Below are 25,200 nucleotides of genomic sequence, written 5' to 3'. Positions count from 1 at the left end.
CAACTGAAGCGGGTTAACTATAACCTCGGTATGGAGTTTGAGTATTCGAACCTTGACACCACTCTTTTTCTAAACCCCCTCAACATGAAAGACCAGACGGTGGAAACGTCTCTTTTTGTTCAGGATAAATGGGATGTCTCCTCCAAACTTGCCTTTCAGATTGGTGGTCGCCTTATGGATTACTCTCTCCACAGAGAGCTATATTTTGACCCCAGGTTTGGCCTGAAATATCTTTTACGTCAGGACCTTTCATTAAAACTAGCCCTAGGGCGCTACCACCAGTTTCTTACCATTGCCAACCCAGAGGACGAAACACTGCGTATTATTGACTTCTGGCTTGGTCTACCCGCTGACAGACCCGCCACGTATGCTGACCAGGCCATATTGGGTGTGGAATACCTATCGGGAAAAAATTGGCTATTCCGGGCCGAAACCTATTACAAGCATTTTGAGAACCTCATCACCCTGAAACAGGGTGAACTTTTTACTGAAGAGACAGACCAGTTACGCTTTACACCCTTCAATGAGTTTGATGAAACACGGGCTTATGCCTATGGGTTTGAACTGTTGTTCAAAAAGACAGTCGGGCGGATTCGTGGTTGGGTCGGCTACACCTATGCTGAAACGAAACGCCATATTGATAAACATGGTTGGTTTTACCCAAAATATGATCGAAAACACACCTTGAATATTGTGGGAGACGTGGCCATACCCATAATCAGGGAAACGTATTTCAGTACTGCCTTGCAGGCATCAAGTGGCCAGCCTTTTACACCGCCATTGGGGCGCTACGAAAAGTGGAACGCCTCACACGATGCTTATATGCCTTACTGGGGGTATTACGAAAACAATCTGGTGGGCAGAAAAAACTCGGAACGTCTCTTCAGCTATTTTCGATTAGACATAGGCCTTAAGCAGAAAAAACAGTTTTTCAGTTTTCCTTATGAGAGGTTCATCCAACTCGTAAACGTGACAAACCATGTGAATCCACTTACCTACCAGTACAGAAACAAAACTAACAGACTGACAGGTGAAAGACTTGGACTGGAGCGAGCAGCCGTACCCATGTTCCCCTTTTTTCTCACCTTCGGCTACAGGATAGAATTTTGATGCGCCCATATAAAACTAGTTGTCTGTTTCTTTTGTTTTGGGCCTGCGTTGCAGACTTTTCTCCCGAGTTAGAATGGGAAGACGTGGAGGCGGACTATGAACCTGAGCTTAACATTATGGGCATTCTTTCTGGGGATACCTTGGTAACCAGTTTTGTACGAGTACACCGGACTCTCCGGGTGGACGAGGCTGTCGATACCCTTATGAGGGACACCGTTTTTGGTAATGTGGTTGTTGATTATGCCTCGAGATTTGTAGTGCGTGATGCAGAGGTCACGGTGAGTAACAGTACAAAGGATTACGCCTTCCAGCTCATGAAGAGCGTGGAGGACGATGGAAGGGAGAATCTGTATGAGGCATATGTTTATAATGGAGAAGACCTGAATCCGCAACCGGGAGAAAAATGGACCCTTACCGTAACCACACCAGGCGGACTCAGTGCTACCGGAGAAACCACGGTCCCGCCATTACCCCAGCTTAACAAAGAACAACTACCCGACAGTTTTAATATCAACCAGACGATGAACATTACTTGGGCAGCACAGCCGGACAATTATCAGCTAGCGAATGTAAACAATTACCAAAGCTATTTTATTTATGATGATTATGACACTGAAGAAGGGAAGATTTATGACAGTTGTGGCTTCTGGCAGGAGTTGGTAGTTAGCCCGGGTGACACCCTCTGGACCTACCGTCGGGACATTTGTGAAGGTGCTGTTAGCATTGGGGAAACAAACGATTATGAAACAGAAGACTACTTGCTCATCAACCTCATGAGCATGGACAGCAATTATCATAATTATTTCCTAAAATATGGGGGGGATGGAGAGGACGAGGAGTTTTCCAGCCTGTTCTTGGGTCAAGGAGGCTCAGGACGAAGCTTTGGCATAATAGGCGGTATCGGTGTTTTTGGCGCCATCGGGTTTGACCGGCATTATTTGCCTATTACCCGTTAATAGAGCCAAATTGTGAAACATTATGAATTTGAATAAAGCCAAACGAGCAGTTCCATTTTTTCCTGCAGATGTCTGATCTGACGCGTCGCGAATTTCTGTGCCGGAGCATAGTGATTGCGGCCGGTATCGCATCCGTCTCTTGCGAGGATAACGATCACGACTCCGAAACGGTAGAGGACTCACCGGGAATGCTCACGGGAGACCGCCCCCTGAAAAAGGTCGTCATTATAGGAGCGGGGATGTCCGGACTGGTGGCCGGCTACGAGCTGACCCGGGCCGGGCATGAGGTGACAATTCTGGAAGCGAGAGACCGCGTGGGGGGGCGAGTGCTCACCTTGCGCACGCCGTTCGCCGACGGACATCACGCCGAGGCCGGAGCAGCACGCATCCCGCCGGATCACGACATGACACTCGGATACGCCGAACACTTCGGCCTGACGCTCGATCCGCTCTATCCCCCATCGGGTCTGTATGTGGATCTGTCAGACGGAAACCGCTCGTTTATCCCGGCGGCCGATTTTCTCGAAGGCCGACCGTGGCCCGGATCGGTGCTGCATAAGGAGTACGTAAAGATTCGTGACGGAATGGACAGGCTACCTTACGCCTTCGCCGAATCCCTCACGGATCAGATTCATCTTAGTACGCCCGCCGAGACGATCGAGCAGACGGATAACGGTGTCACCGTGAGTGTGTCTGACGGGAGCAGCTTCAGTGCCGATAGAATCCTTTGCACGGTTCCGCTGCCGGTATTGTCAAAAATTTACTTTACCCCGCAGCTTTCACCTGAAAAGACAGCTGCCATGCGTGGAAACTACAATTATGCCGCATCCACCCGAGTATTCATCCAGTTCGCCAACCGGTTCTGGGAGAGCGAAGGGCTGAACGGCTGGGGATACAGCGACTGGCCAGAAGAGATATGGCAGCCGACGTGGGACCGGGAGGGACCCCGCGGCATAATCATGTCGTATTTGCGCTACAGCCGTGCCGTTGAGGTTGACCGGCTCAGCGAGGAAGAACGGATCAGCCACGTGCTTGATCGATGGGACGACGTTTTCCCCAATGTGAATGATCATATGGAGGGCGGCACGTCGCATTCGTGGGTGCTGGAGAAGTGGTCCGGAGGCGCGTGGGCGTCCCCCACTGCTGAGCAGGATGCGGAACTGGGTTCACACATCGGCAAGGCTGAAGGACGCGTCCACTTTGCCGGTGAGCACGCCTCAGACTATCACGGCTGGATGCAGGGAGCCCTCGTCTCCGGACTGGGGGCAGCGAGGGAAATCCATGAGGCAGATTAATCGGATTTGACTTAACGCCGACAGGAGTTTCCGGAGCAACCTTCGAGGATTGCAGAACCTCGAAGGTTTTCTGTAATTAGAGATGAACTTTCGGTTTTACCGATATAGCGATCATCCACTGTGCAGTAAAATACGTACTCAGGTTCAAGGCTCTCGCTGTCTCAAAATGTTCGCGAAATTTATTCAGCGCCAGCACCGAATCTGAGAAGATAAACACTACAGCGCCAAGGAAAGCGAGGAGAGTGAATGTGTCCCTTGAAAAGGTCCATCTGTCACATGCCTGCCATCCCATGATGAGGATTACAACTACGTAAGCCGCCACCGGCAGCCGCATGGTACCCAGATGGGGGTAAAGGACGGCATACATAATAACGCCATATATCATGAACGGTAGAATAGACATGGACACTCTGATGCGTTTGTCCGTTGTAAAGGCGGCAATGTAGAAGAGGTGCGTGATGAGGAAACTGACGAGACCGGCAATAAACTGATCCGACGGCAGCATGAGAAATACATCGCCGGCGAGAGAAAATATCAATCCCGCCAGGATGAATCCCGCATATCTTGAGGGGTGACTGAAACGTACCCGCACAGCCATCAGGATGATGAACGCCATCGTCAGAGGCTTAAAGAGATAGATGTGGGTTGCGGGGCCGAGGTACTCAGCACGGATGGTCAGGATGGCACAGGAAAGCGCGAGGAGAGTGAGTATGATTTGATTATATTTCACGATTCTTGCCAACTGTATATGCTCTTCACCACCGTCGGGAAATGTAAACTTCGAAATAGGATGGTTCGCGTTAACCTTCGAGGTTTCAGAAACCTCGAAGGTTTTCATCACCTACGAAGGTTTCTTCACTTTAATCTATCTTTCCGGCAGCGCTTCGCCCTCAATCCACGGCGCACCTGCGTTCAGCAGGTCTTGTGCCAGCGCTGACATCTTTGCCTTCGCCAACTCCAGTTTAGTCTGCGCGTCTGTTAGTTGATCGACAGCGATCTCAAGGCTGCGCTTGTTGGTCTCGGTGGGGCCGTAGGTGGACTGACCGACGCCTCGAGCTACGGCGAACAGCCGGTAACCGATGGTCGGTCTTGTCTTTTCACCCGGCTGCTGTTTCGAACGGTTTCCACTCAGTCTTTCGTCCAGATCGAGCAGCTCCGTCCGCAGATCGTGAAGCCGTTCATCAAGGACTCCCGCTTCAGCGGTGGATGTAGCCAGTGCCAGTTTCATCGCTTCAACTTTGGTCAGCGCGTTTCTGAGGGTCAGTCTGAGGGCCGAGGCGGTACGGGTAGCGTTTTCGTAGTCGCGCCAGAAGGCCGCCGTCACATCCGGCGGTGAGCCCGGCAGCGCTCCTTCTCTCAAATGAACCACTTCGAACTGTTGCGATTCGGCGAGTTGAGACACTTGTCCGTCTACCTGCTTGTAGAGGGTGGCGCTGTAGGTTCCCGGCGGTGCCAAGAAGCCGCTCCCGGGCTCGTCGTTTGCTGAATCGAGATCGATTGCGTCGGCGGCCGGATATCTCAGGTCCCACGCTACCCTGTGGAATCCCTTTTTCGCGGGACCGGGCACCCGCCGCACCACGTTGCCGTGACCGTCCTCAACGGAGATCCAGATCTTCGGTGTCTCTTGCCGCCGCTCAGCCTCAATGGCGTCCCAGCCGGGGAAAGGCATATCTTTCTTTTTCTCATTCAGCTCTCTCTCTTTTTCCTTACGGATGTCCTTCAGCGTCTTGAGATCCTCTTTCAGATAGTAGGTAAAGACGGCCCCGAAAGGCGGATTGGGCGCCACAAAATGTCCCGCACCCTGGCTGCCTTTTCCGGCATAGAACGAAAGGTGAGGGCGGGGGATATACCACCACGTTTTGCGGATGGGGAAGAGGGTTGCTTCTTTCTCCATCTGATTTTTGGTAACTTCTCTCAGAGCGGTGTAATCGTCCAGCACGTAGAAACTGCGGCCGAAGGAAGCGCCTACCAGATCGTTTTCTTTGCGCTGGATAGCCAGATCGCGGAATGAGATGACCGGCACGCCGCCCGTCAGTTTGGTCCAGACCTCGCCTCCGTTTGTGGAAAAGTAGATTCCGAATTCGGTACCGGCGAACAGCAACTCAGGCTTGACGTGATCCTGTACGATGCGCCACACCAGCGTTCTGTCCGGGATGTTGCCCCCGATAGAGCGCCACGTTTTCCCCCGGTTCGTCGTTTTGAGCAGATACGGCTGGAAGTCGCCGTACTTGTGGTTATCCAGTGCGATGTAAGCCTTGCCGGCGTCGAACAGATCAGCCTTGATGTCGTTCACATAAGCTGTCTTGGGAACGCCTGGCAGTGACCCCACTTCAATCTTTCTCCACGTCTTGCCGCCATTTTCGGTCACTTGGATCAAGCCGTCATCGGTGCCGATCATGATCAGTCCCGCCTGCACCGGCGATTCGGCGATAGAAGTGATGGTGTTGTAAGTTGACATGGCGGAGAGGTCCCACGGGTTGTCCCAGCTTTGGGTTCTACCCATGATGGGGAGGGCGAAGCGTTCTTCATTGCGCGTCAAGTCACCGGAGACTGCCGTCCAGCTGTCGCCGCGATTGTCCGACCGCCACAGCCGCTGCGAACCGAAGTAGATTCGAGTGGGGGAGTGGGGGCTCACCAGGATAGGTGCGTCCCAGTTGAAGCGTTCGGCGTCCTCGCCCTCGTTCGGCTGCGGCACAATGTCCACCACTTCGCCGGTGGTGAGATCGATCCTTGCCAGTGTTCCCTGCTGGCGCTGACCATACATGATGTCAGGATTGCCCGGCTCGGTGGCCGGCTGATGACCGTCCCAGTCCAGAACCACTCTCCAGTCGGAATTCTGAATTCCCTGTGTGTTGTCGGTCCTCGAGGGGCCGCCTTCGGTGCTGTTGTCCTGTGTGCCGCCGTATATGTTGTAGAACGGTTCGGCGTCATCCACAGCCACCTTATAGAATTGTGTGATGGGGAGATTTTCGATAAAGCGCCAGTTCTGTGCCAGATCGAAGCTCTCATACATGCCGCCGTCAGTGCCGACGAGGAGGTAATCAGGGTCGTCAGAACGGAAAGCGATGGCGTGATTGTCGGAATGCTTGTGTTCTTCCGTCATGCGCCGGAAGGTCTTGCCGCCGTCGTCGGAGATCTGTACGCGGACATCCATGAGGTAAAGTCTATCGAACTGATGCGGAGAAGCGTACAACTCCTGATAGTAGTGCGGCCCCGTGGCTCCGGAGACTGTGTCTGATCGCTTTTCCCAGGTGGAACCCCGGTCGGCGGAGCGGTAGACAGCACCGGTTCGCCTGTCCAGCTCAATGGCGGCGTAGAGGATGTCAGGCTTCTGAGGAGAGGTGGCGAGCCCGATCTTTCCCATGTTTGATGTGGGCAGACCTTTTGTCAGTTTCTCCCAGCTTTCACCACCATCACTGCTTCGGTAGAGTCCTGTTCCCGGACCGCCACCCATATAGGCGGCGATGGTTCTGTGGCGCTGCCATGTGGCAGCGTAGAGCCTGTCGGGGTTGCGCGGATCAATGACAATCTCTGTTGCGCCGGTCCACTCCTTGTCGCCCAGAACCTGCTTCCAGTTCGTCCCGCCGTTGGTGGATTTGAAGACGCCCCGTTCACCGCCTTCTGACCATAGCGGACCTTGCGCCGCTACCCATAGGATGTCAGAATTGTCGGGATGGATGACGATCCTTGAGATGTGCTGTGAATCCTTGAGACCCATGTTGGTCCAGCTCCCGCCGCCGTCGTCGCTGCGGTAGATGCCGTCCCCGTACCCAACGTGACGACCGCCAACGTTTTCTCCCGTTCCCAGCCAGATGACGTCCGGATTGTTTGAATCGATTGTAATACAGCCGGTGGAATAGGAGCCTTGATCGTCAAATATTGGTTTCCATGTGACGCCGGCGTTTACGGTTTTCCAGACGTTGCCGGAGCCCACCGCCACGTACCAGACGTTGTCGTTCTCCGGGTGAATGGCGATGTCGGCGATCCTGCCGGCCATGAGCGCTGGACCGATGCTTCGCATCTTCAGACCGGAAAAATTCTCGTCCGCCCAGACGGATTTATCCCGCTCCTGGGCAAAAAGGCTTACGCCCATTAGACTGATAAGAAACAATGAGAAAAGTTTTGACTTCATCGTTATCTCCTTTGACTCATGCGATTCGTCTTTGATGATTGTGAAAATGTTTCGACTCGTTATCGGTTTTGGGTAATTTCATCTCGTTCTATTTGGTGAAGGTTTATATTAGTTGGAAATTAGGAGAACATGCTTAGGCGGGCAACAGATTACTTGGGAGGGTTCTCCCTTTCATCTGACGGAGTGAGTCTATTCGTATTCTTGTCCAGACTGTGGCAGCAGCGCTGCAAAACCCGGTGTGATTGAGCTCGAGATCACTCGGGGCTTCATAAAAGTGGCTCGGGCCGGAATCGAACCAGCGACACAAGGATTTTCAGTCCTCTGCTCTACCGACTGAGCTACCGAGCCAAAAAGCGGATCGAAATTATCTTTATCCCCCTCGAAATGCAACCGCTATCTTAACATTGCCTGCATGTTTTTTTCTTGTCTGTCGATAACAGAATCTCTATGTTTGCCGGCCTGAAAAATGGAGCAACGCATAACAGGTTGCAAGAGGCGAGAATGAAGGTTATTATTGCCACGAGAAATGTTGATAAAGGAGCGGAACTCAAATCGCTCCTTGAGGAGTGCGGAATTGAAGGTGAAACATTGAACGAGTTCGATGCAGATGGGACGATTCCTGAGATTGAGGAGACAGGCGTTACTTTAGAGGAGAACGCATTCATCAAAGCGAGAGAGGTGCATAATCTGACGAACATGCCCGTCATCGCGGACGATACAGGTCTCGAGGTAGATGCCCTGGATGGAGCGCCGGGTGCCTATTCCGCCCGCTATGCCGGCGACGGCTGCACTTATGAGGACAACGTGAACAAACTTATTCAAAGCTTGAACGGAATAGCGTCAGAGCGCCGGTCCGCGCGTTTCAGGACAGTGGCCTGTTTCGTCGAGAAGGAGAGGGAACTCTCGGCGGAAGGTTCCGTAGAAGGAGTAATTGTGGAAAATCCCACTGGCGAACAAGGCTTTGGTTATGATCCAGTTTTCTATATTCCGCAGCTCGGCAAAACATATGCGGAGCTCACTAAAGATGAGAAGAATCAATATAGTCACCGAGGTAAGGCAATCCGGGAACTGACGTCACGACTGGCTTAACGGACGGTTCCCTCAATTCCACCGAAAAGAGGAAATTCATATAGAACAACTGCTACCTGCTTGATACCCCCGGAAAAGATAGTTTAGTCGTTTTTGGGGGTACTGACGATACGTATCGGAGTTAGACCATGAGACGGGTTCTGGATGTGCGGGATTCATTGTCCCGTTGCGTCCGTCAAGTAGCGTTGTTCTATCCGTTCCTCTGGCTGGTGTTTGTAAATCCAGTCCGGGGACAGCAGGAGGACTCTACCTTTTTCGAGCGAAGACTGCCGCCTGATTTGGTCTCACAATGGGTAGTCAATCCATTCGATCCGCTGCCATTCAGATCTGTGTTCTCTATGGATTCTGTCGCCTCGCTGAGAGGGTTGATTGATGTTCGGTTTGAAGAGTCTGAAGAATGGATGGAGATTTCATCCGACGGCAGGTGGATAAGTTTTTATGAGGCCACCGATGATCTCTATATGAAGACTCCTTTCACCGCACCTATGGAATGGTATTTTCGTAAGCGTCTGATGAGGAACAGAATAAGAAATATCTATAGTCAGAGGGGAGCCGTATTGAGCGACGCCACTGCCCAGGCCAAGGCTGCAAGAGGAGGTGCCATCACGCTGGATTTGATGGAAACCGGTGTTGGACAGGCATCTCTCACTGTAAAGGGCAACGTCAGTATATCGGGTAAACTTGTTTTTCAAGATCAGGAGATGGCCCGCGCCAGCTTTCGCGAGTCCCAGACGACCCACTTCGAATTCGATGAGACACAGCACGTAATGGTGGAGGGTAAAGTGGGTGAACGCGTCAGTGTACTCCTCGATTACAACAGTGAGCGTGACTTCCAGTGGGAGAACAATATCAAGATCAAGTATACCGGTCATGAGGATGAAATCGTACAGAAGATTGAGGCCGGGAACATTGCCCTGTCGCTGCCCTCTACTCAGTTCGTAACATTTTCCGGCAGCAACCAGGGACTCTTTGGATTGAAGTCTATCTCAAGGCTAGGGCCTGTTGATGTTACTGCTATCGCCTCTATTGAGAGGACGAAGAAGGAGAAACAGAAGATCATGGGAGGCGCAGAAACACAGGGTCAGACCATACCCGACTATCAGATGCGTAAGAATCAGTATTTCTTCATCGATAAGGTTTTCAGGGATGGAGGACTGGTGGTGGACAATGAGGGAATCGCCCTCTATACTGCTGAAGGTACCCCGTTGTTTGCCCCCAGTTTTTATCCTCTTAAGGATGGCAAGCACAGAATCGGCACTGTTGTTATTGATGAAATTGAAATCTTCAAGTCCGTAGGTGCCGCTGCCGGATCCGGTACATTGTATGGATTCGCCTACGTAAATCCCTATATTGATTCAACGGACAGCACATGGCAGGAGAAGAATCCGGCGCACGCTGGTGAGACAGAGGGGAGCTTCTTCCAGCGTTTGGTAAGAAATCAGGACTATGTAGTGTCGGAAGATCTGGGGTTTGTCCGTCTGACAGCTCCGGTCCAGAATGAGATTCTGGCAGTTTCCTATACACTGGCTCAGAGAGGGGAGGAAGGAAGTCTGCGATCTGTTGGTGAACTGAGTACGGAGGTTGCCGAGGGGGATACCATCCATCTGAAACTTATCAAACCGCTGACGCCGAACCCGGGTCACCCTACATGGCCGCTGGCGTTCAAAAATGTTTACTACATGGGTGCTTCGAATATTACACCGGAAGGGTTTGAGCTTCAGATTGTTTACAAGAACGGTCGGCTCGGGAACAATGAACGTGATGAGAACAGCGGCCTGACGTTTATTCATCTTTTTGGTCTCGACAGTCTTAATGAGAACGGTGCTAACATCGCCGATGATTTGGTGGATAGGGTAAATCCCAATATCATAAATATGTCAACTGGTGAACTATTCTTTCCTATGTTGCATCCGTTTGAAATGGACCGTCTGGCCGCCGGGGAACAGTACAGAGGTGAAGGAAACAGAAACGCGCAGCTAGAATCAATCCTGCCTGATTCAGCCTACCTCTACCGCAGTCTTAATGAACAGAAGATAAGAAACAGTTCCAAGTTTGATATTAAGATTTCATATCAGAACAAGGGTACCACGGTCAGTCTGGGCGGGTTCATGCTGGTGGAGGGGAGTGAGGAAGTTTATCTTAACAAGCAGCTCCTGGCCCGCGACAAAGACTATATTATTGACTACTTCACTGGAACACTCACCTTCCTCACCGATGAGTACGAGAAGCCTGACGCTGAGCTCGAGGTGTTCTTTGACAAACACGAGATTGTTTCGTTCGACAAGAAAACTATGATCGGAACACGGGCACAGATGGACTTGGGGCCGCGATCATTTATCGGCGGTACAGCTCTGTTCTATGATCAGTCGGTGATTAACGAAAAGATAGAAGTTGGATATGAACCGACCAAGAATTTCATCTGGGATTTAAACGGTCGCTATGAAGCTGATGTCGATTTTGCAACCAGAGCCCTCGATAAACTCCCTTTGATTGAGACAAACAAACCGTCCTCCTTCAAGATTGAGGGTGAGTTTGCTCAGGTTTTGCCGAATCCCAATCCGGTCGATAATCTGGCCACGGGAGATGATGACGGGGTTGCCTACATCGATGACTTTGAAGGGTCTAAGCGGACCACAAGTCCTTCCGTCAGGCGCCGCTTCTGGCACCGATCTTCAACGCCGCTGGGATTCAGACAGGAAAACCGTGCGAATATGTTCTGGTACAATCCGTGGACACAAGTAAGAACGCAGGATATTTGGCCCAACCAGCAGACCAGCACCTTTGCCCAGAATCAGATGACGGACGTGCTTGCAATGAACTATACGCGTCGTGAGGCCCATTTGGGGACTGTAGATCCTGATTCGAACTGGGCTTCCGTAACCGCAAGCCTCTATTCCAGCGATTATAACCAGTCCCAGAACAAATTCTTTGAAATTTGGCTGAAGACAGCTTCTGATATCGATGGTAAGATGAGTGTTGATCTCGGGTTCATCAGTGAAGATCAGAATGGTAACGGTATGTTTGATACCGAAGACAAACCGGAAGCAGGTCTACTTACCGGTAACACGTTGCTGGAGAAGGAAGAGGATGTGGGTCTTGACGGCTGTGAAGATGCTTACGAAAATGGCCTTGGCGGGTGCCTGGATACTCTCTATGCTAATGTAGTCGATAATCCTGACTGGCAGGATAAACTTTACACGGGATTTGACCGCAATCTTGATGATCCGAACGGCGATAATTGGGACTTTGATGAACAGCAGGCTCTCACCGGTGATCGCTCCGGTAATCCTGAACCTTACCGTTCAGTCAATGGGACTGAACAGAACGGCTATCCTGTTTCAGGTCAGGTTCCTCTGGAGGGCGGCAGATATCCCGATACTGAGGATATCAACCGCGACGGAAACTTTGACGGTAAAGATGACTATTTCAGCGCCTCATTTGAGCTCAACCCCTACAGTGAGGATTGGGAGCGCTACAACGGCGGCACAACCGAGACAGGATGGCGGCTGTATCGCGTACCGCTGAACGAGTTCCGACGGGCGAAAGAAAATGGTGCCATTTCGTGGGATACCATTAAGTTCATGCGGCTTTCCCTCAGCGGAGTGCAAGACGAAACTGTGGTCAGAATAGCAAAGGTAGAGATAGTGGGCAATGAATGGCAAGAGCTTGGCGTCAGGAGCGATTTGAGTCAGGAATATACAAGAGACGACAGCGTCTTCGCCGTAACCGTTGTGAATACAGAGGACAATCTAGACTACGCACAGAGTGTAGAAGAGATCGGCGTTCAGGGTGAATATGATCGTATCAACCAGATCAGGATGAAGGAACAGTCTCTCGTCCTCAAATTCGCTGATCTTGAACCGGGACATGAGGCCGCGGCGCAGAAAAACCTGATTGAACTGCAGGGCAATCGGGTGCAAAGCTATCTGATGTACAAACAGTTGAAGCTCTTTACATACGGTAACAGCGATCACACCTGGAAAGACTCTTCCGATGTTGAATTCCTCATCCGTTTTGGACGCGCCGATGACTATTACGAAATCAGTCAGCCGGTCTATGAAGGATGGGACAAGCAGGAGAAACGCAATTATCTCAAAGTGGATCTCGATTTTCTCACCGGCCTGAAACTGAAAGAGCCTGGTCCGAATCTGACTGTGACTGACAATGAACGACACTATTTTGAAACTGACGATTCCGATACATTAAGGCAGTATCTGATCCACGGCAACCCGGCGCTCTCCCGTATTCAGTATTTCGTGGTAGGTGTAAGGAATAAGAGTCGCTCGGAGAATGTGAGCGGCGAGATCTGGCTGGACGAGTTGAGGCTTTCCAAAGTGAGAAAAGACAAGGGTACCGCCATCCGGATTCAGTCCTCTTTAGGGTTAGCGGATGTGGGAAACGCCTCACTCTCCTATACGCGCCGGGACGCCGACTTTCACGTTCTGCAGGAGAGACTCGGTTCGGGAAGTACAGCCGGCAAGCTACGCTTCGATACAAGATTAAATATCAACAAATTGTTTCCGCAATCGTGGGGGCTGCAATTGCCACTGAGCATGAGTTTCACCAATAATCTGACAACCCCCAAGTATCTCCCGGGCACTGATATCCTTCTCGCTCACGAGAGTCCGCCTGACAGCGTTCTCGCGAAGAGTCGTCAGGTGACCGTCAACACCTCTTTCTCAAAGGCCGGTAAATCGGATAAATGGTTCAGTCGCTACACTCTCGACCGGCTGAAGATGAGTTTATCAGCTACCCGCGGCCGAAACTCGGACACGCAGATAGCCGACCGGTTTTCACAGAACACTAAGGGCAACATGAGTTACGGTCTGTCGTTCGGCAGGGACAACTACATTTCACCCTTCAAATGGTTCAAATCGGTGCCGTGGCTCGGCAAGAAGATTGTCGACGGCAGGCTTTACTATACGCCATCGTCTATCGATATGTCGGCAAATGCCAGTGAGACGATGACGGAAACGATGCCAAGGGTGGGAGAATCCAAGTCGCAGTATAATCTTGGCTTGAATCGGACGTTCAAGATGGGATACACGATTCTCGATAATCTGAAGTCGAGCTTCACGAAGACGATCAAGAGTGACATGGACAGTTGGCGGGCGCGCTATCTGCAGGCGCTGAAGAACCTCAAGCCGGGTGTGGTGACGGATGTAACCGATAATATGACCACCACGTTTACGCCAGCGCTTTCCGAATGGCTGCGGCCGACCTTCAACTATTCGTCCAACTATCGCTGGGCTAAGCCGATGGAGAGTACGCAGGAAGGGGCCAACATTACGTCTCAGGGTCGATTCTCCAGTTCAGTTTCAATCACACCCAAATCGATTGTTGAAACCTTTTACACTCCCCCGAAGAGTCAGCCGCGCCGAAGAAGCCGCAGGGGGGGGCGGACAAAGGTCGCTCCGCCTGAGAAGGAAAAAGAGGCAAAGGAACCCGAGAGTGAAACGCTGAAGAATATATTCAAGATTCTCCATGATGGCGCTAGCAGGATAAATCCAATCAGCTTTACCTACTCAGTGAACAGGTCACAGAACGCCTTCGGTGTAATCGATTCCGTCAGATCAGGAGATTCTCTAAAGGTTGTGCCAGGCACGGCGGATCTTTCTTACCGGTTCGGCTTTAGTGATGAACTCGGCCTCAACAGAAGCAGTGAAGTGGGCGTCAACCGCGGATCGGTGCAACATCAGCGCGATTTTTCGTTACGCTCAGGTCTTGCACTTTCGCGTAAGATTTCAACAAACTTTAACTTTTCCAGCAGTCAGGCGTCGGGCGTGGATGGTAACAACGTTGAAACCCGGACACAGACACGTGACTTCCTCCCCCTGGGGGTAACAGGCAGCGACGGCTTACCTTTTGCCGGCTGGAGTGTCAGATGGACAGGTGTTGAGCAGTGGCCGCTCATTAAAGCTATTTCGCGGTCAGCTACTCTCGAACACGCCTTTGCAGGGAAGGAGACACGCGCCTGGAAAGATGACGTCCTGCAATCCTCCAAGTACACTGCTTCATACTCTCCACTGGCAGGGCTCTCAATGACTCTCTTGAAAGGTGTCTCCGCTACAACGCGCTATTCCATAGTTTCGTCGTTTGATAATAAATTCGGTGGTATCAACAGCACGCGGGTCAAAACGGATCGAACCTGGACGTTAAGCTCAAATTATGCCCATCGAGGCGGATTACATATTCCCATTTTCTTTTTCCGTGATTTTGATCTCGATAATACCATAAACTTTACGCTTACAATAGACTTCTCTGAGTCTATCACCAAGGAGCGGAACGATTTGCAGTATGAACTTTCAACAACAGACGAGAGAAAATCGTGGAAGGTTTCGCCCCGCATATCGTACTCTTTCTCTCAGCGGATGACGGGAGGTGTCTGGTATGAATACCGTGAAAGTCACTCCAAGATTATAGGGAAAAAAGTGGACCGAGATTTTGGCTTTGATATCAACCTTGCACTTCAGGGGTAAATAGCGGATGGTTCTTAATTTACTGTTCTCCAATGGCGGTAGTTTTTCTTGCGGAACACGCTTTCCGCGACTGGCGCTCAGCACTCTTTTACTTCTTGTCGTCACTACGTCTTTAGGGAAGGATATACCCCAGTTCGATGCCGATCGTGCTTTCGGTTATCTGGAAAAACAGTGTTCATTCGGTCCGCGCAATCCCGGTTCCATCGGTCACCGGGGATGTCTCATTTACTTGAAAGAGACACTGGCTGAGTCGGCCGATACACTTGTTGTTCAGCCGTTCCCGTACTCTGATCCATACAGCAGCAAGATGCTGCAGTTGACGAATCTCGTAGCCCGTTTTCAGCCGCAGAGAAAGAACAGGATATGGATTGCAGCACACTGGGACACCCGTCCCTGGGCGGACCGCGACAGGCGTGAAACAAACCGTACCACCCCCATCATCGGGGCTAACGACGGCGCCAGCGGTGTAGCCGTGCTGCTGGAACTTTCCCATCATCTCGCTCAATCCGTCCCGCCTCTGGGAGTCGACCTTGTTTTTCTGGACGGCGAAGACCTGGGCAAGCAGGGTGACCTGAAATACTTTTTCAACGGTTCGCGATATCTTGCCAGGCACATTCCCAAACCACATCCCCGTTATTGCATTCTTGTCGATATGGTAGGGGATAAAGAGTTGGAGCTTCCCATGGAAGGGAACTCAATAGAGCAGGCGCCGAAACTGGTTAAACTGATATGGAACCTGGCGGCAGATCTCGGTATTGACGCCTTCGTCCCTGAGGTTGCCTACACGGTGGAGGATGACCATGTTATCCTTGCTCAGGCAGGTGGTATTCCTTCTATCAGTATCATAGATTTCCATTATCCCAACCGGTACAAGAATTACTGGCACACCATGGAAGATACACCCGACAAATGTTCTCCCGCCAGTCTGAAGACCGTGGGAACGGTGCTGTTGCATCACATCTACGGATCAGGTAGGAAATGATTGAAAGACTAAAACGACACCTCTATATTCTGCTTACCATGGTCCCAATGCGCCCCTTCGTCCTGTTCCTTGCGGCTGTTTTTATCGTGAAATGTACGCCGCCCCTCCAGTCAGAGAAAGATACGGATCCCATTGAACAGATCACTTTCAGCTATCTTCAGGCTGAAGCCAAAATCTTTGTGGGCGCCAAAGTGAAAGCGGTCTATAATGGAATTGACATCAATTACGTCAGCCTGGAGTGGTTCGGTAAAAGTGGGGTCAATGCTGTCTCTCCCGATGAAATAGTGCTGAGCGACAATGGTGACTTTGGTGATATTCTGAAAGGTGATTACCTCTACTCCAAGAAGCTGGTAGTGAGCAGTCTTACCAACACCTTGGCATATGAAGATACGGGTAGTGTCCATTTTTCAGTTTTGGCGCACTACATGAACGACAGTATTTATACGTTATCAGACACCTTTGCCTTAGGCAATATTGCGCCGCGGTTTCTTTCACTTGAGGCGCCGGATACCCTCACGCTCCCTGATTCAGGCATGGCCCAACTTCTGAATATCCGTGCGCAAGTGGAGGATGCCAACGGCTTGGATGATATTCAGTGGGTTGGCTTTACTTCGAAACGCCTCTCGGACGGTGTTATGCTCAACGACGGGCAATATATATTTATGGTAGATACAGGCGACACCACCTATGGAGATCAGAAAAGCGGAGACGGCATCTATTCCACCAACGTCACATTCCCTTACAATGCGTCCACCGGTAATCTGCAGTGGAAATTCCGTGCTCAGGACTGGTCTAATGATTTCAGTGACACCACCCATATCGTACATGTGAAAAAGTGAAACGATTTATCATTCTGGCGTATGTTCTAACGATACTCTTTCCTGGTGATCTCCGGGCAGGGAAAGGGTCAATTCTGACACCTTCCCGCTTCACCACAAAATCGAGTGTTCAGGAAGATTCCACCGTACTCTCCGGTCTTCAGAGCAATGTGATTGTGGAGATCAGAACACAGGGTGACAGTCTCGTCTGGTTGGCCACCGGTGATGGACTGTCGCAGATGCGAGACAGCCTCTCCGTCAGGACATTTCCTTCCTCAGACAAGCTGACGGCGGGAGAGACTGTGACTAAGCTCCCTTTAGGCGGCATAACTGCCGTAGCCGCGGCCGGGATTGATACGCTTCTGGTCTCTGTGGTGACCTCGATAGAGGAGGAGACCTCCGGCGGCGGCCTCGCCCTCACTTACAATTCACAAGACACCAGCAATGTGTCGTGGCTCATTTTTGATCAACCGGTAGACAGTTCTGCCGACAGTACGGTCAGTTGGGGTGGCAAGACGCTCAGGGCGCTGCCCATAACGGTTTCGCAGCAGAATGTCACCTACGATATCGCTGTCAGCAACGATTATTTCTGGATCGCCAGTTGGGCCGGCGGACTAAGACGGTTATTGAGGTCCGCCGTTAGTTCCGGCTGGCAAAGAGTCCCGCTGCCGGCTGATGATATGTCTCAGATGCTGTGTGACGATCAGTATCAGGATTACAAACTGAATCCCCGCGATCCGCCGGATGGTAACCACAATCACAAGGCGTTTGCGGTGATCGCTTACGGGGACACGGTCTGGGTTGGCACCGCTAACGGGATCAACCGTGGGATCATCGATGCTACCGGATGCGTGGACTGGGAGCACTATTCATTTCCCATTAACGGTATCAGTGGCAACTGGGTCGTCGGCCTGGCGAGACAGAAAACGAAAGGACGCAGGATTATTTGGGTTGCGACAAGAGTTGCCGATACGGGTGGTGAAAGCGGCATAAGCTACAGTGAGGATGACGGTCTGTCGTGGCACACCATCCCTATTCTGCGTGGCGAATGGGGGTACAACATCTCCACGAGAGACAGTCTCGTCTATATTTCAACGCGTAACGGACTGTGGAAGTCCAATGACGGTGTCAACTTCGCGCTGTTCAAACCGGCTATCGATGCGGCTAATAACGATCAGATTATTGACAACGATGTATATGCGGCAGTTCATGACAAACGAACGTACTACAGCGGCGGCGTGCTCTGGATCGGTACCGGAGACGGTCTTGCCCGCTCGCCGAAACCCAGTTCCAGCGAATCTGTCTGGAAAGTTTTCCGCAGCAATGTTCCGAGCAATGCTCCTTATGCCTATCCAAATCCGTTTTCTCCCAACATCCACAATATTCTTGATGGCGACGGTTATGTACGCTTCTTTTACAGGAGTAAGAAATCGAAAGATATCACACTTACCGTCATGAATTTTGCCATGGAAGAAGTGACGACACTTGAATATCATCGCGGTCAGGGCGAAGGCGCTTTAAAATGGGATGGACGTGACAGTGCGGGAAATCTTGTCTCGAACGGGGTATATTTCTGCAACCTCTATTTCGATAGCCAGAGCCATTGGGTCAAATTGGTCGTATTCAAATGAATAGAAGATATCTACTTCTGTCACTTCTTCTGTCGTCAGTTCTGCTGGCTGGCGACATAGGCGGATACGCGGGAAGCTTCCTGCGCGTTGGAACTACGGCGCGCTCGCTTGCAATGGGCGGAGGATTGACAGCCGATCTCGACAGCGGCTTCCCTGCTTACTACAATCCGGCAGCCATGGCGTTTCAGCCGAAGAGACATGTCTCTGTCTTTCATCACTTTCTGCCGCTGGACAGATATCTGGTCTCCGCAGCATTTTCATCTGCCTTGCCTCCCTCAGGCGGGATCGGTGTCGGTATCCTCAATGCGGGAGTTGAGGGGATCCAGGGGCGGGATCAAGCCGGACACGAAACCGGTACTTTTTCCACCGAAGAGTATGCCGTCTATTTCAGCTTTGCCAATCAACTGTTTCGGAATATCAGTTTCGGCGTCAATGTGAAACTGTTCTATCAAGTCTTGCCCGTGGACGGCCGGCAGGTCAGCAAAGGGACGGGTGTCGATCTGGCCATGTTATTCAGACCCGCCAGGAAATTTCAGCTCGGCCTCGTGATTCAGGACTGGAATGCCGGTTATGCCTGGAACACGTCAGAAGTCTTCGATGAAAAAGGAAGCTCCTATCAGGATGAATTTCCCACACAGGTTCGTGTCGGCTTTGCCTATCATCCGAAACTCTTTGATATCTATGGCGATTACACATTTTTCTCAGCCGGCGAGAACACGACCGCCAGTCGAATCCGAGCTGGAGGGGAATACAGGCCGATGGAGCGGGTTTCTGTCCGCGCTGGCATGAACAACTTTTCACCGACAGTGGGCGGCGGTCTGAACTATTCTCTTATCAACAGGGACGACTCGTATGTTGATTATGCGTTCCTTCTAGGGCGCCGTGGTGAAGGGGTTTCACACGTATTTACCTATATATTCACTTTCTGATGATGTCCATGCGCCGTAGCAGAGCGTGGTTGCTCTTCTGGATGACTGTGTCTACTTCTCTCAGCGGCATCGGAACGGCGTTTCTTTCCGTACCGGTGAGTCCCAGAGAACTGGCGTTGGGCGGAACGTCGGTTTCCACACTGGGTGACCCGAGCCTCTACCGGGGAAATCCTGCTCTCATCGTTCAGAGTGTGCCGTCTATGGAGATCTATTTCAACTATAATTCGTGGTTCTCAAATGTGACGGGAAGTTCGCTTCTGGTGATTCAACCCGCTTTCGGCGGTTCCGCCGGCCTGGCCCTGAGGCATCTCGGTGTCTCGGATCTTGAACTGCGGACAGCAGTGCCGACCGATGGCTACCTGGCTCAATTCTCGTCGTCCGGTACTATGCTCGAGGGAATCTGGGGTAAACGGTTCGAAAAATTCGGTGTGGGAGCATCGGTCAGGTTGATCCGGTTCGATTCCTATATCTATTCATCTACAGGTAAAAGCGTTGATCTGGGTGGCTGGTGGCAGATTATTCCGGAGAGATTTACGGTAGGCTTAGCGTTGAAACAACTGGGCAGTATGAATGAATTTATCGACCAGCAACCTGAGATACCGTTAACTACAGCAGCGGGTGCCACTTATCTGTTCGGGTCTGGAAGAGACGGGAGTATCCGTTCGTCGGTGACCCTCGGCACTGAAATATCGGCAAACCACGGTACGGTCGTGCGGATGGCTGGAGAGGTGTCCTTCAACAGTTCAAGAGTCACCATAGGAACACGTCTGTCTAACCAGGTTTCTGCGGTTGCCGCCGGATTGAACCTGGCGTGGCGGCGTTTTCGCATCGGTTACGGAGTGGAGGTTGCTTCTCACCAGCTTGGCATTCCGCATCTTTTCAGTATCGGTTTTGTGCTGCCTTAAAAGGCGGAGAAAAAGGAAGGTGAAACCTTCAAGGTTTCTTGTGTGTGTCAGTCTTATGATTCTCTTTGCGGGGGAATCTTTACCAGCACAGACGACTTATTCTCAAATCGTCATGACTTATAACCTATGGAATTACGGTGGCACCAGTTCGAGTGATGACGAGAGAGAAGGTCAGCTGCGTGCTGTGGTATCCGCTGTAAATCCCGATCTCCTTATAGTGGAAGAAGTTGACGGCACAGACGGCTTTGAACATTTCCTGGATGATGTCCTCAACTATGAGCATAGCGGGCTTTTCCGGGGCGCCCCCTTTTATGATCAGCCTTCTACTGATATCGATATCGGTCTCTACTACAAGGCGGAGCATTTTGATCTTGTCAGTTCGGACACTATCGATATTACTTCAAATTGGGGTCACCGGGATGCAGCGGAGTTTATGGTGAGGCATCTGGCGACAGGAACCGTACTGAGACTGTACGGTATTCATTTTAAAGCAGGCAATGGAGATGACGATGCTGTTGACCGTGAATCTGAAGCTGCGGCCTTGCGCAGCTATCTTAACACTCTCGAATCCGATTCACAGTTCCTTGTCATGGGTGATTTCAACGTCTACAATGCGGCGGAAGAGGGCTATCAGAGGCTGGTTGAAAGTCAGGCTAACGATGACGGCAGACTCTTCGATCCTATCGATGAGGCGGGAAACTGGCATAATGATGTAACCTTTGCTCAGATTCATACGCAGTCCACCCGATCCTCTTATAGGGGGTGGAACTACGGCGGTATGGATGACCGTTTCGATTTTATTCTTGCTTCTTCGTCTATCCTCGATGCTACCGATCTCAACTATGTCTCCGATTCTTATACCGCATTTGGCAACGACGGCAATCACTTTAACGATGCTATAAACTCAGGCAGTAATGAGGTCGTTTCTGATGAAATGGCTGATGCGCTGGTGGAAGCATCCGATCATCTCCCCGTTTTTCTTGAGCTGGCGTTTGAGGCGTCAGATACCGGCACACCCGCTGTGGTGATTACCGAAATCATGCAGAATCCGTCGGCGGTGAGCGATTCTCAAGGTGAATGGTTTGAGATTCACAATACCGATTCGGTGGCCACTGATCTTTGCGGCTGGACGGTGAAGGATCTTGGCGGCGATAGTTTTGTCATTGGTTGCTACGACTATTTTTGGATCGAGCCAGGAAAGTATCTTGTCATGGGCACCAATAACAACGGCGTTACGAATGGCGGTCTCACGGTAGATTATCAGTACGACTATGAGCTGTTCAATCTAGCAAACGGAGACGATGAGATTATATTAATGAACGGGGCGGGAGTTGAGATTGACCGCGTTGAATACGACGGTGGCGTTGAGTTTCCGGATCCCGACGGGAAATCCATGGCGCTGAAAGACGTGTGGGCCGATAACAGCGTTGGGTCGAATTGGACCGTTTCCACTGTGCCGTTCGGCGACGGTGACCTGGGCACGCCCAGTGAAGCTAATCACGATGTCTCTCTGGTCACGGAAGTGCCTTTGCCAGAGCATTTCAATCTCTATCCAAACTTTCCCAATCCGTTCAACGGCACTACAGTGATCTCCTTTGACCTTTCCACTGCAGCACTGGTTCAACTCTCCATCTATGATCTTGCTGGTCGGAAGGTAGATCTTCTATTGATAGGTGAATTGGCTAGCGGTTATCACTCAACGGTTTGGAATGCGGCCAAACTGCCGAGCGGGATCTATCTCTATCAGCTTACAGCCGGTAGCCGACAGTTGGTTGCAAGTCTGGTGCGTAAAATGGTGCTCCTCAAGTGAGACTCTTCTCCTGGTTTGTTGGTCTCTTCTGGGGTGCGTGCCTGCTGGCTCAAGGCGTCTCCTACGTCAAGTACTTTGCCACGGAAGAAGACTTTGTTCGCGGTTCAGAAATGTTGGCGACCGGGACTAGTGGCAGGTCTCATATTCAGGCGCTCTATGACAAGCAGGACAGGGTACTCTCCAAGACGGTTGTAACAGCCGAGGGCGAGATCGTTGAGGAAGAGGTTTACGAGTATGATCTGTCTGGAACTCTTACCAGACGTGCCGTCCGCGACGGCGCGGGTCTGACGCGCAAGCTTTACATCTACGGTGGCAATGAGCCCATGTCTGACATCTTCATCCGATTTGCCTTTCCTCACAGAGACCAGCGGGAGTTCAAGGAGCGGACGGTTCTCTATGAATTTCGTTCCGATGGCGAGATCGAACAATATCGCTTTTTCTCAGTGGATAATCGGGAGTTCGGTCGCATCTCATATGATTATTTCGAATCAGGTGTACTGAAGAAAGAAGAGTGGAATAACACTCTCAGCGGGAAAACTGTACGTCTTTTCAACTACCAGTTCAATCCTCACACTCGAGAGTACAGGGTGGCTGAATACGATTCCAGCGGAACGGTCATAAGTCGCTCGGCGATTGTGTTGCCGGATCAACAGTTTCCTGATGAAGAGATGCCCGGTATTTCAGGAGATATGTCATCGCCATCTGAGAGTATGCTGCAAGAGAGCGGTGAGATCATTCAGGATATTATCCAGCGCAAGTCGGAGGGGTGGAATACCAATGCGGAGTTGGGCCGCCTATCTGAAAAGGATGTCTTGCATTCACCGGATATCATCTATCTGACCAACGGCGATACGCTGAAAGTAGACCTACTTCATATTTCGAACGATTATGCCCGTTGTATCCTCCGAGGTGAAAGTGAAGTGTTGTCCATTCCCCTTTCCACCGTAGGTGAAATCGAGCGGCGGGACGGGAAGATTCTTTATCCCATCGTTTACTGATCACCGAAGGTTGCATTGCTCTTGGTTTTCGGAAGGTCTAAAAGTATATTTATCCCACAATGCGACCTCGGATTCTGTTGCTTTTCATACTGTTGCGCCTACTCTCGGGTCAGGAATATCCTCCCCCTACGAACCTGGTAACGATCCCCACTGCAGGAGGATTGGTGAGGGGAACATTTTCCGCCGATATGAGGGTGCAAAGTGAGGGTGGACTAACAGCTGGTCTTGCCGTAGGCATCACCGATAGATTCATGTTCGGTCTGTCCTATGGTGCTAGTCGTCTCATTGGGCACGACAAACCCATTGCGTTTCCTCGGCCTGAGGTCATCATGAAATACCGTCTGGTGGATGAGGCGGTCACTATGCCCGGCATCGCCCTTGGACTCGACACGCAGGGTTTTGGCACTTATAATGACGCAGACAGTCTTAAGCGGTACGCCGTGAAAGCCTACGGGGCATATCTGGCTTGCAGTAAGAATTGGAGGTCTCCATTTGGAAATGTAGGTGCTCATATCGGAGCGAACTACAATTTCACGGAACAGCTGGATGGCGATGACGACGCCAGCGGGTTTGTCGGCTTCGATATAGAGGTGAATCCCGAGCTTTCCTTCCTCTTTGAATGGAATGCTGCCCTGAACGAAAACGATATGACGGCTAAGACGCTGGCTCTCAGCAAGGGAGGCTACCTCAACGCGGCCATCCGCTGGACTTTTGTGGAGCATCTCCATATCGAACTCGATTTCAACAACCTTCTGTTCGATGAGGAGAAGGTCGGCTACGTCAACCGTGAGCTGAAAGTAACCTATATCGAATATTTTTGATCGAGGAATACTCATGAAAAAGACAATAGTGGCTGGTTTGTTGCTGACCGCTTCATGGGGGTTGGCTCAGACAGAGTTCGAAAAGGGGATTGCCGCATATAACAATCGGGCGCAAGGAAGTGTCGAGGATCGTGCTCAGTCTGAGTATATCGGGAAAGCAATCATTCATTTTGAAAAGGCACTGAAGCAGCCGCAGACTGAGGAACAGGTGGCTGTCTATCTGCTCAGGAGTTACTATTTCCAGGGCAAGTATGTGGTGACTGATGAGGAAGGACAGAAGAGTGTTTTCCAGAAAGGAAAAGATGTTGGTGAGAACTACATTGCCAAGTTTCCGGATTCAGCGGCTATCCGTTACTGGTATCTGGCGAATCTGGGCAGTTGGGCGGAAGTATACGGAATTCTGGCTGCGGCGAGAGAGGGCGTTGCCGATCTGATGAAGGAACATTCAGAAAAGATTATGGCCTTAGACCCGGCTTATGAGGACGGAGGCGGATACTTCATGCTGGGAGCGGTTCATTACAAATCGCCCTACATCCCGTTTATTCTCTCCTGGCCCGATAACGATGATGCGGTGAAGTTTCTCACTAAAGCGTTTGATACCGGTGATGCTACACCCAGTCAGAAAGTCTATCTGGCCCAAGCTCTCTACAAGGATGATCAGGAAGAACGGGCAATCCAGATACTGGAGGATGTGGCCGGTATGTCCCCGTCAGAAGATGAGCCGGTAGACGACTGGGAGCAGATCAAGAAGGCCCGCGGCCTCCTGGAAAAATATAAATAGGTATCACCTGATACAGCATCATTCGTGCCTGAGCTGAAAGAGACCCAGGTTTCCTCTTCTCACATTTTCAGCGGGAAGCTGTTAGACGTCTGGTCGGACGAAGTCTCCCTGCCCAACGGTAAGACTTCCGTACGTGAGTATATCCGCCATCCCGGTGCCGTTGTGATGATCCCTATTCTCCCTGATGGAAAAATTCTTCTTATCCGTCAGTTCCGCTATCCTATGGGTGATGTGGAGATAGAATTGCCAGCGGGAAAGATTGATCCCGGAGAAGAAGTAGAAGAAACGCTTCAACGGGAGTTAAAAGAAGAGACAAGTTATAAGGCCGGGAAAACCACTTTCATTACTGAGATACATCCCTGTATCGGTTACAGCAATGAGCGAATGTGGCTTTACCTGGCTGAAGATCTTCAGTATAGTGAGGCAACTGGTGATGAAGATGAATTCATTGAACTGATGCCTAC

The 25,200-nt window shown here is 51.1% G+C and carries 17 protein-coding genes and 1 tRNA gene; 15 read left to right on the top strand and 3 right to left on the bottom strand.

Annotated features, from left to right (window positions below; translation table 11 throughout):
* From QF669_09670 to QF669_09660, 3 genes are all read left to right on the top strand, one after another.
* The coding region (locus QF669_09670) for a TonB-dependent receptor (GenBank protein MDP6457697.1) at positions 1–1,110 on the top strand (1,110 nt) is incomplete at its 5' end.
* Between the two features lie 83 nt (positions 1,111–1,193).
* Positions 1,194–2,066, top strand: a complete 873-nt coding sequence (locus QF669_09665; protein ID MDP6457696.1) for a DUF4249 family protein — start codon at positions 1,194–1,196, stop codon at positions 2,064–2,066.
* A gap of 68 nt (positions 2,067–2,134) precedes the next feature.
* A complete protein-coding gene (locus QF669_09660; GenBank protein ID MDP6457695.1) occupies positions 2,135–3,361 on the top strand; it encodes an FAD-dependent oxidoreductase in 1,227 nt (408 codons plus the stop codon).
* 76 nt (positions 3,362–3,437) lie between these two features.
* On the opposite strand, the gene QF669_09655 is transcribed toward QF669_09660, so the two are convergent.
* The 3 genes from QF669_09655 to QF669_09645 all read right to left on the bottom strand — a co-directional run bounded on the left by QF669_09655 (position 3,438) and on the right by QF669_09645 (position 7,841).
* Positions 3,438–4,199, bottom strand: coding sequence for a lysoplasmalogenase (locus tag QF669_09655; GenBank protein MDP6457694.1), 762 nt, complete (start codon positions 4,197–4,199; stop codon positions 3,438–3,440).
* Between the two features lie 27 nt (positions 4,200–4,226).
* The gene (locus QF669_09650) at positions 4,227–7,493 is read right to left on the bottom strand and encodes a glycosyl hydrolase (protein MDP6457693.1); all 3,267 of its coding nucleotides are present in this window, start codon (positions 7,491–7,493) and stop codon (positions 4,227–4,229) included.
* 275 nt (positions 7,494–7,768) lie between these two features.
* A tRNA-Phe gene (locus QF669_09645) sits at positions 7,769–7,841 on the bottom strand.
* Between the two features lie 153 nt (positions 7,842–7,994).
* Here QF669_09645 and rdgB point away from each other — a divergent pair.
* From rdgB to QF669_09585, 12 genes are all read left to right on the top strand, one after another.
* Positions 7,995–8,582 carry an RdgB/HAM1 family non-canonical purine NTP pyrophosphatase gene (gene rdgB / locus QF669_09640; GenBank protein MDP6457692.1) on the top strand — a complete coding sequence of 196 codons (588 nt, stop codon included), beginning with the start codon at positions 7,995–7,997 and terminating at the stop codon, positions 8,580–8,582.
* Positions 8,583–8,710: 128 nt separating this feature from the next.
* Positions 8,711–15,061 carry a cell surface protein SprA gene (sprA, locus tag QF669_09635; protein MDP6457691.1) on the top strand — a complete coding sequence of 2,117 codons (6,351 nt, stop codon included), beginning with the start codon at positions 8,711–8,713 and terminating at the stop codon, positions 15,059–15,061.
* Positions 15,062–15,068: 7 nt separating this feature from the next.
* Positions 15,069–16,043: a M28 family peptidase gene (locus QF669_09630; GenBank protein ID MDP6457690.1), complete on the top strand. Its 975-nt coding sequence runs from the start codon at positions 15,069–15,071 to the stop codon at positions 16,041–16,043.
* On the top strand, positions 16,040–16,882 hold the full coding sequence (locus tag QF669_09625) for a hypothetical protein (GenBank protein MDP6457689.1): 843 nt from the start codon (positions 16,040–16,042) through the stop codon (positions 16,880–16,882). The genes QF669_09630 and QF669_09625 overlap by 4 nt, the downstream gene beginning before the upstream one ends.
* Positions 16,879–18,492, top strand: a complete 1,614-nt coding sequence (locus QF669_09620; protein ID MDP6457688.1) for a hypothetical protein — start codon at positions 16,879–16,881, stop codon at positions 18,490–18,492. The genes QF669_09625 and QF669_09620 overlap by 4 nt, the downstream gene beginning before the upstream one ends.
* Positions 18,489–19,421, top strand: a complete 933-nt coding sequence (locus QF669_09615) for a PorV/PorQ family protein (protein ID MDP6457687.1) — start codon at positions 18,489–18,491, stop codon at positions 19,419–19,421. Before QF669_09620 ends, QF669_09615 begins: the two co-directional genes overlap by 4 nt.
* 8 nt (positions 19,422–19,429) lie before the next feature.
* Entirely contained in the window at positions 19,430–20,326 is an 897-nt protein-coding gene (locus QF669_09610; protein MDP6457686.1) for a hypothetical protein, read from the top strand.
* A 19-nt stretch (positions 20,327–20,345) separates the two neighbouring features.
* Positions 20,346–22,136 (top strand): lamin tail domain-containing protein, encoded by a 1,791-nt coding sequence (locus QF669_09605; GenBank protein ID MDP6457685.1) that lies wholly within the window; start codon positions 20,346–20,348, stop codon positions 22,134–22,136.
* Positions 22,133–23,134: a hypothetical protein gene (locus tag QF669_09600; protein MDP6457684.1), complete on the top strand. Its 1,002-nt coding sequence runs from the start codon at positions 22,133–22,135 to the stop codon at positions 23,132–23,134. The genes QF669_09605 and QF669_09600 overlap by 4 nt, the downstream gene beginning before the upstream one ends.
* A gap of 59 nt (positions 23,135–23,193) precedes the next feature.
* Positions 23,194–23,955: a hypothetical protein gene (locus QF669_09595; protein MDP6457683.1), complete on the top strand. Its 762-nt coding sequence runs from the start codon at positions 23,194–23,196 to the stop codon at positions 23,953–23,955.
* A 13-nt stretch (positions 23,956–23,968) separates the two neighbouring features.
* Positions 23,969–24,736, top strand: coding sequence for a hypothetical protein (locus tag QF669_09590; protein MDP6457682.1), 768 nt, complete (start codon positions 23,969–23,971; stop codon positions 24,734–24,736).
* Positions 24,737–24,760: 24 nt separating this feature from the next.
* Positions 24,761–25,200: NUDIX hydrolase (locus tag QF669_09585; protein MDP6457681.1), on the top strand; the 440-nt coding region annotated here is incomplete at its 3' end.

It is taken from the genome of Candidatus Neomarinimicrobiota bacterium, assembly GCA_030743815.1.
In the GTDB taxonomy this organism is placed as follows: domain Bacteria; phylum Fidelibacterota; class Marinisomatia; order Marinisomatales; family S15-B10; genus UBA2146.
This window is presented reverse-complemented; position numbering and strand designations above follow the sequence as displayed.

Excerpts from the sequence above, each read along its gene's own strand:
- QF669_09660 (MDP6457695.1), top strand. The coding sequence starts at position 2,135 with ATGTCTGATCTGACGCGTCGCGAATTTCTGTGCCGGAGCATAGTGATT.
- QF669_09655 (MDP6457694.1), bottom strand. The coding sequence starts at position 4,199 with ATGAAAACCTTCGAGGTTTCTGAAACCTCGAAGGTTAACGCGAACCAT.
- QF669_09650 (MDP6457693.1), bottom strand. The coding sequence starts at position 7,493 with ATGAAGTCAAAACTTTTCTCATTGTTTCTTATCAGTCTAATGGGCGTA.
- rdgB (MDP6457692.1), top strand. The coding sequence starts at position 7,995 with ATGAAGGTTATTATTGCCACGAGAAATGTTGATAAAGGAGCGGAACTC.
- sprA (MDP6457691.1), top strand. The coding sequence starts at position 8,711 with ATGAGACGGGTTCTGGATGTGCGGGATTCATTGTCCCGTTGCGTCCGT.
- QF669_09630 (MDP6457690.1), top strand. The coding sequence starts at position 15,069 with ATGGTTCTTAATTTACTGTTCTCCAATGGCGGTAGTTTTTCTTGCGGA.
- QF669_09625 (MDP6457689.1), top strand. The coding sequence starts at position 16,040 with ATGATTGAAAGACTAAAACGACACCTCTATATTCTGCTTACCATGGTC.
- QF669_09615 (MDP6457687.1), top strand. The coding sequence starts at position 18,489 with ATGAATAGAAGATATCTACTTCTGTCACTTCTTCTGTCGTCAGTTCTG.
- QF669_09610 (MDP6457686.1), top strand. The coding sequence starts at position 19,430 with ATGCGCCGTAGCAGAGCGTGGTTGCTCTTCTGGATGACTGTGTCTACT.
- QF669_09595 (MDP6457683.1), top strand. The coding sequence starts at position 23,194 with ATGCGACCTCGGATTCTGTTGCTTTTCATACTGTTGCGCCTACTCTCG.
- QF669_09590 (MDP6457682.1), top strand. The coding sequence starts at position 23,969 with ATGAAAAAGACAATAGTGGCTGGTTTGTTGCTGACCGCTTCATGGGGG.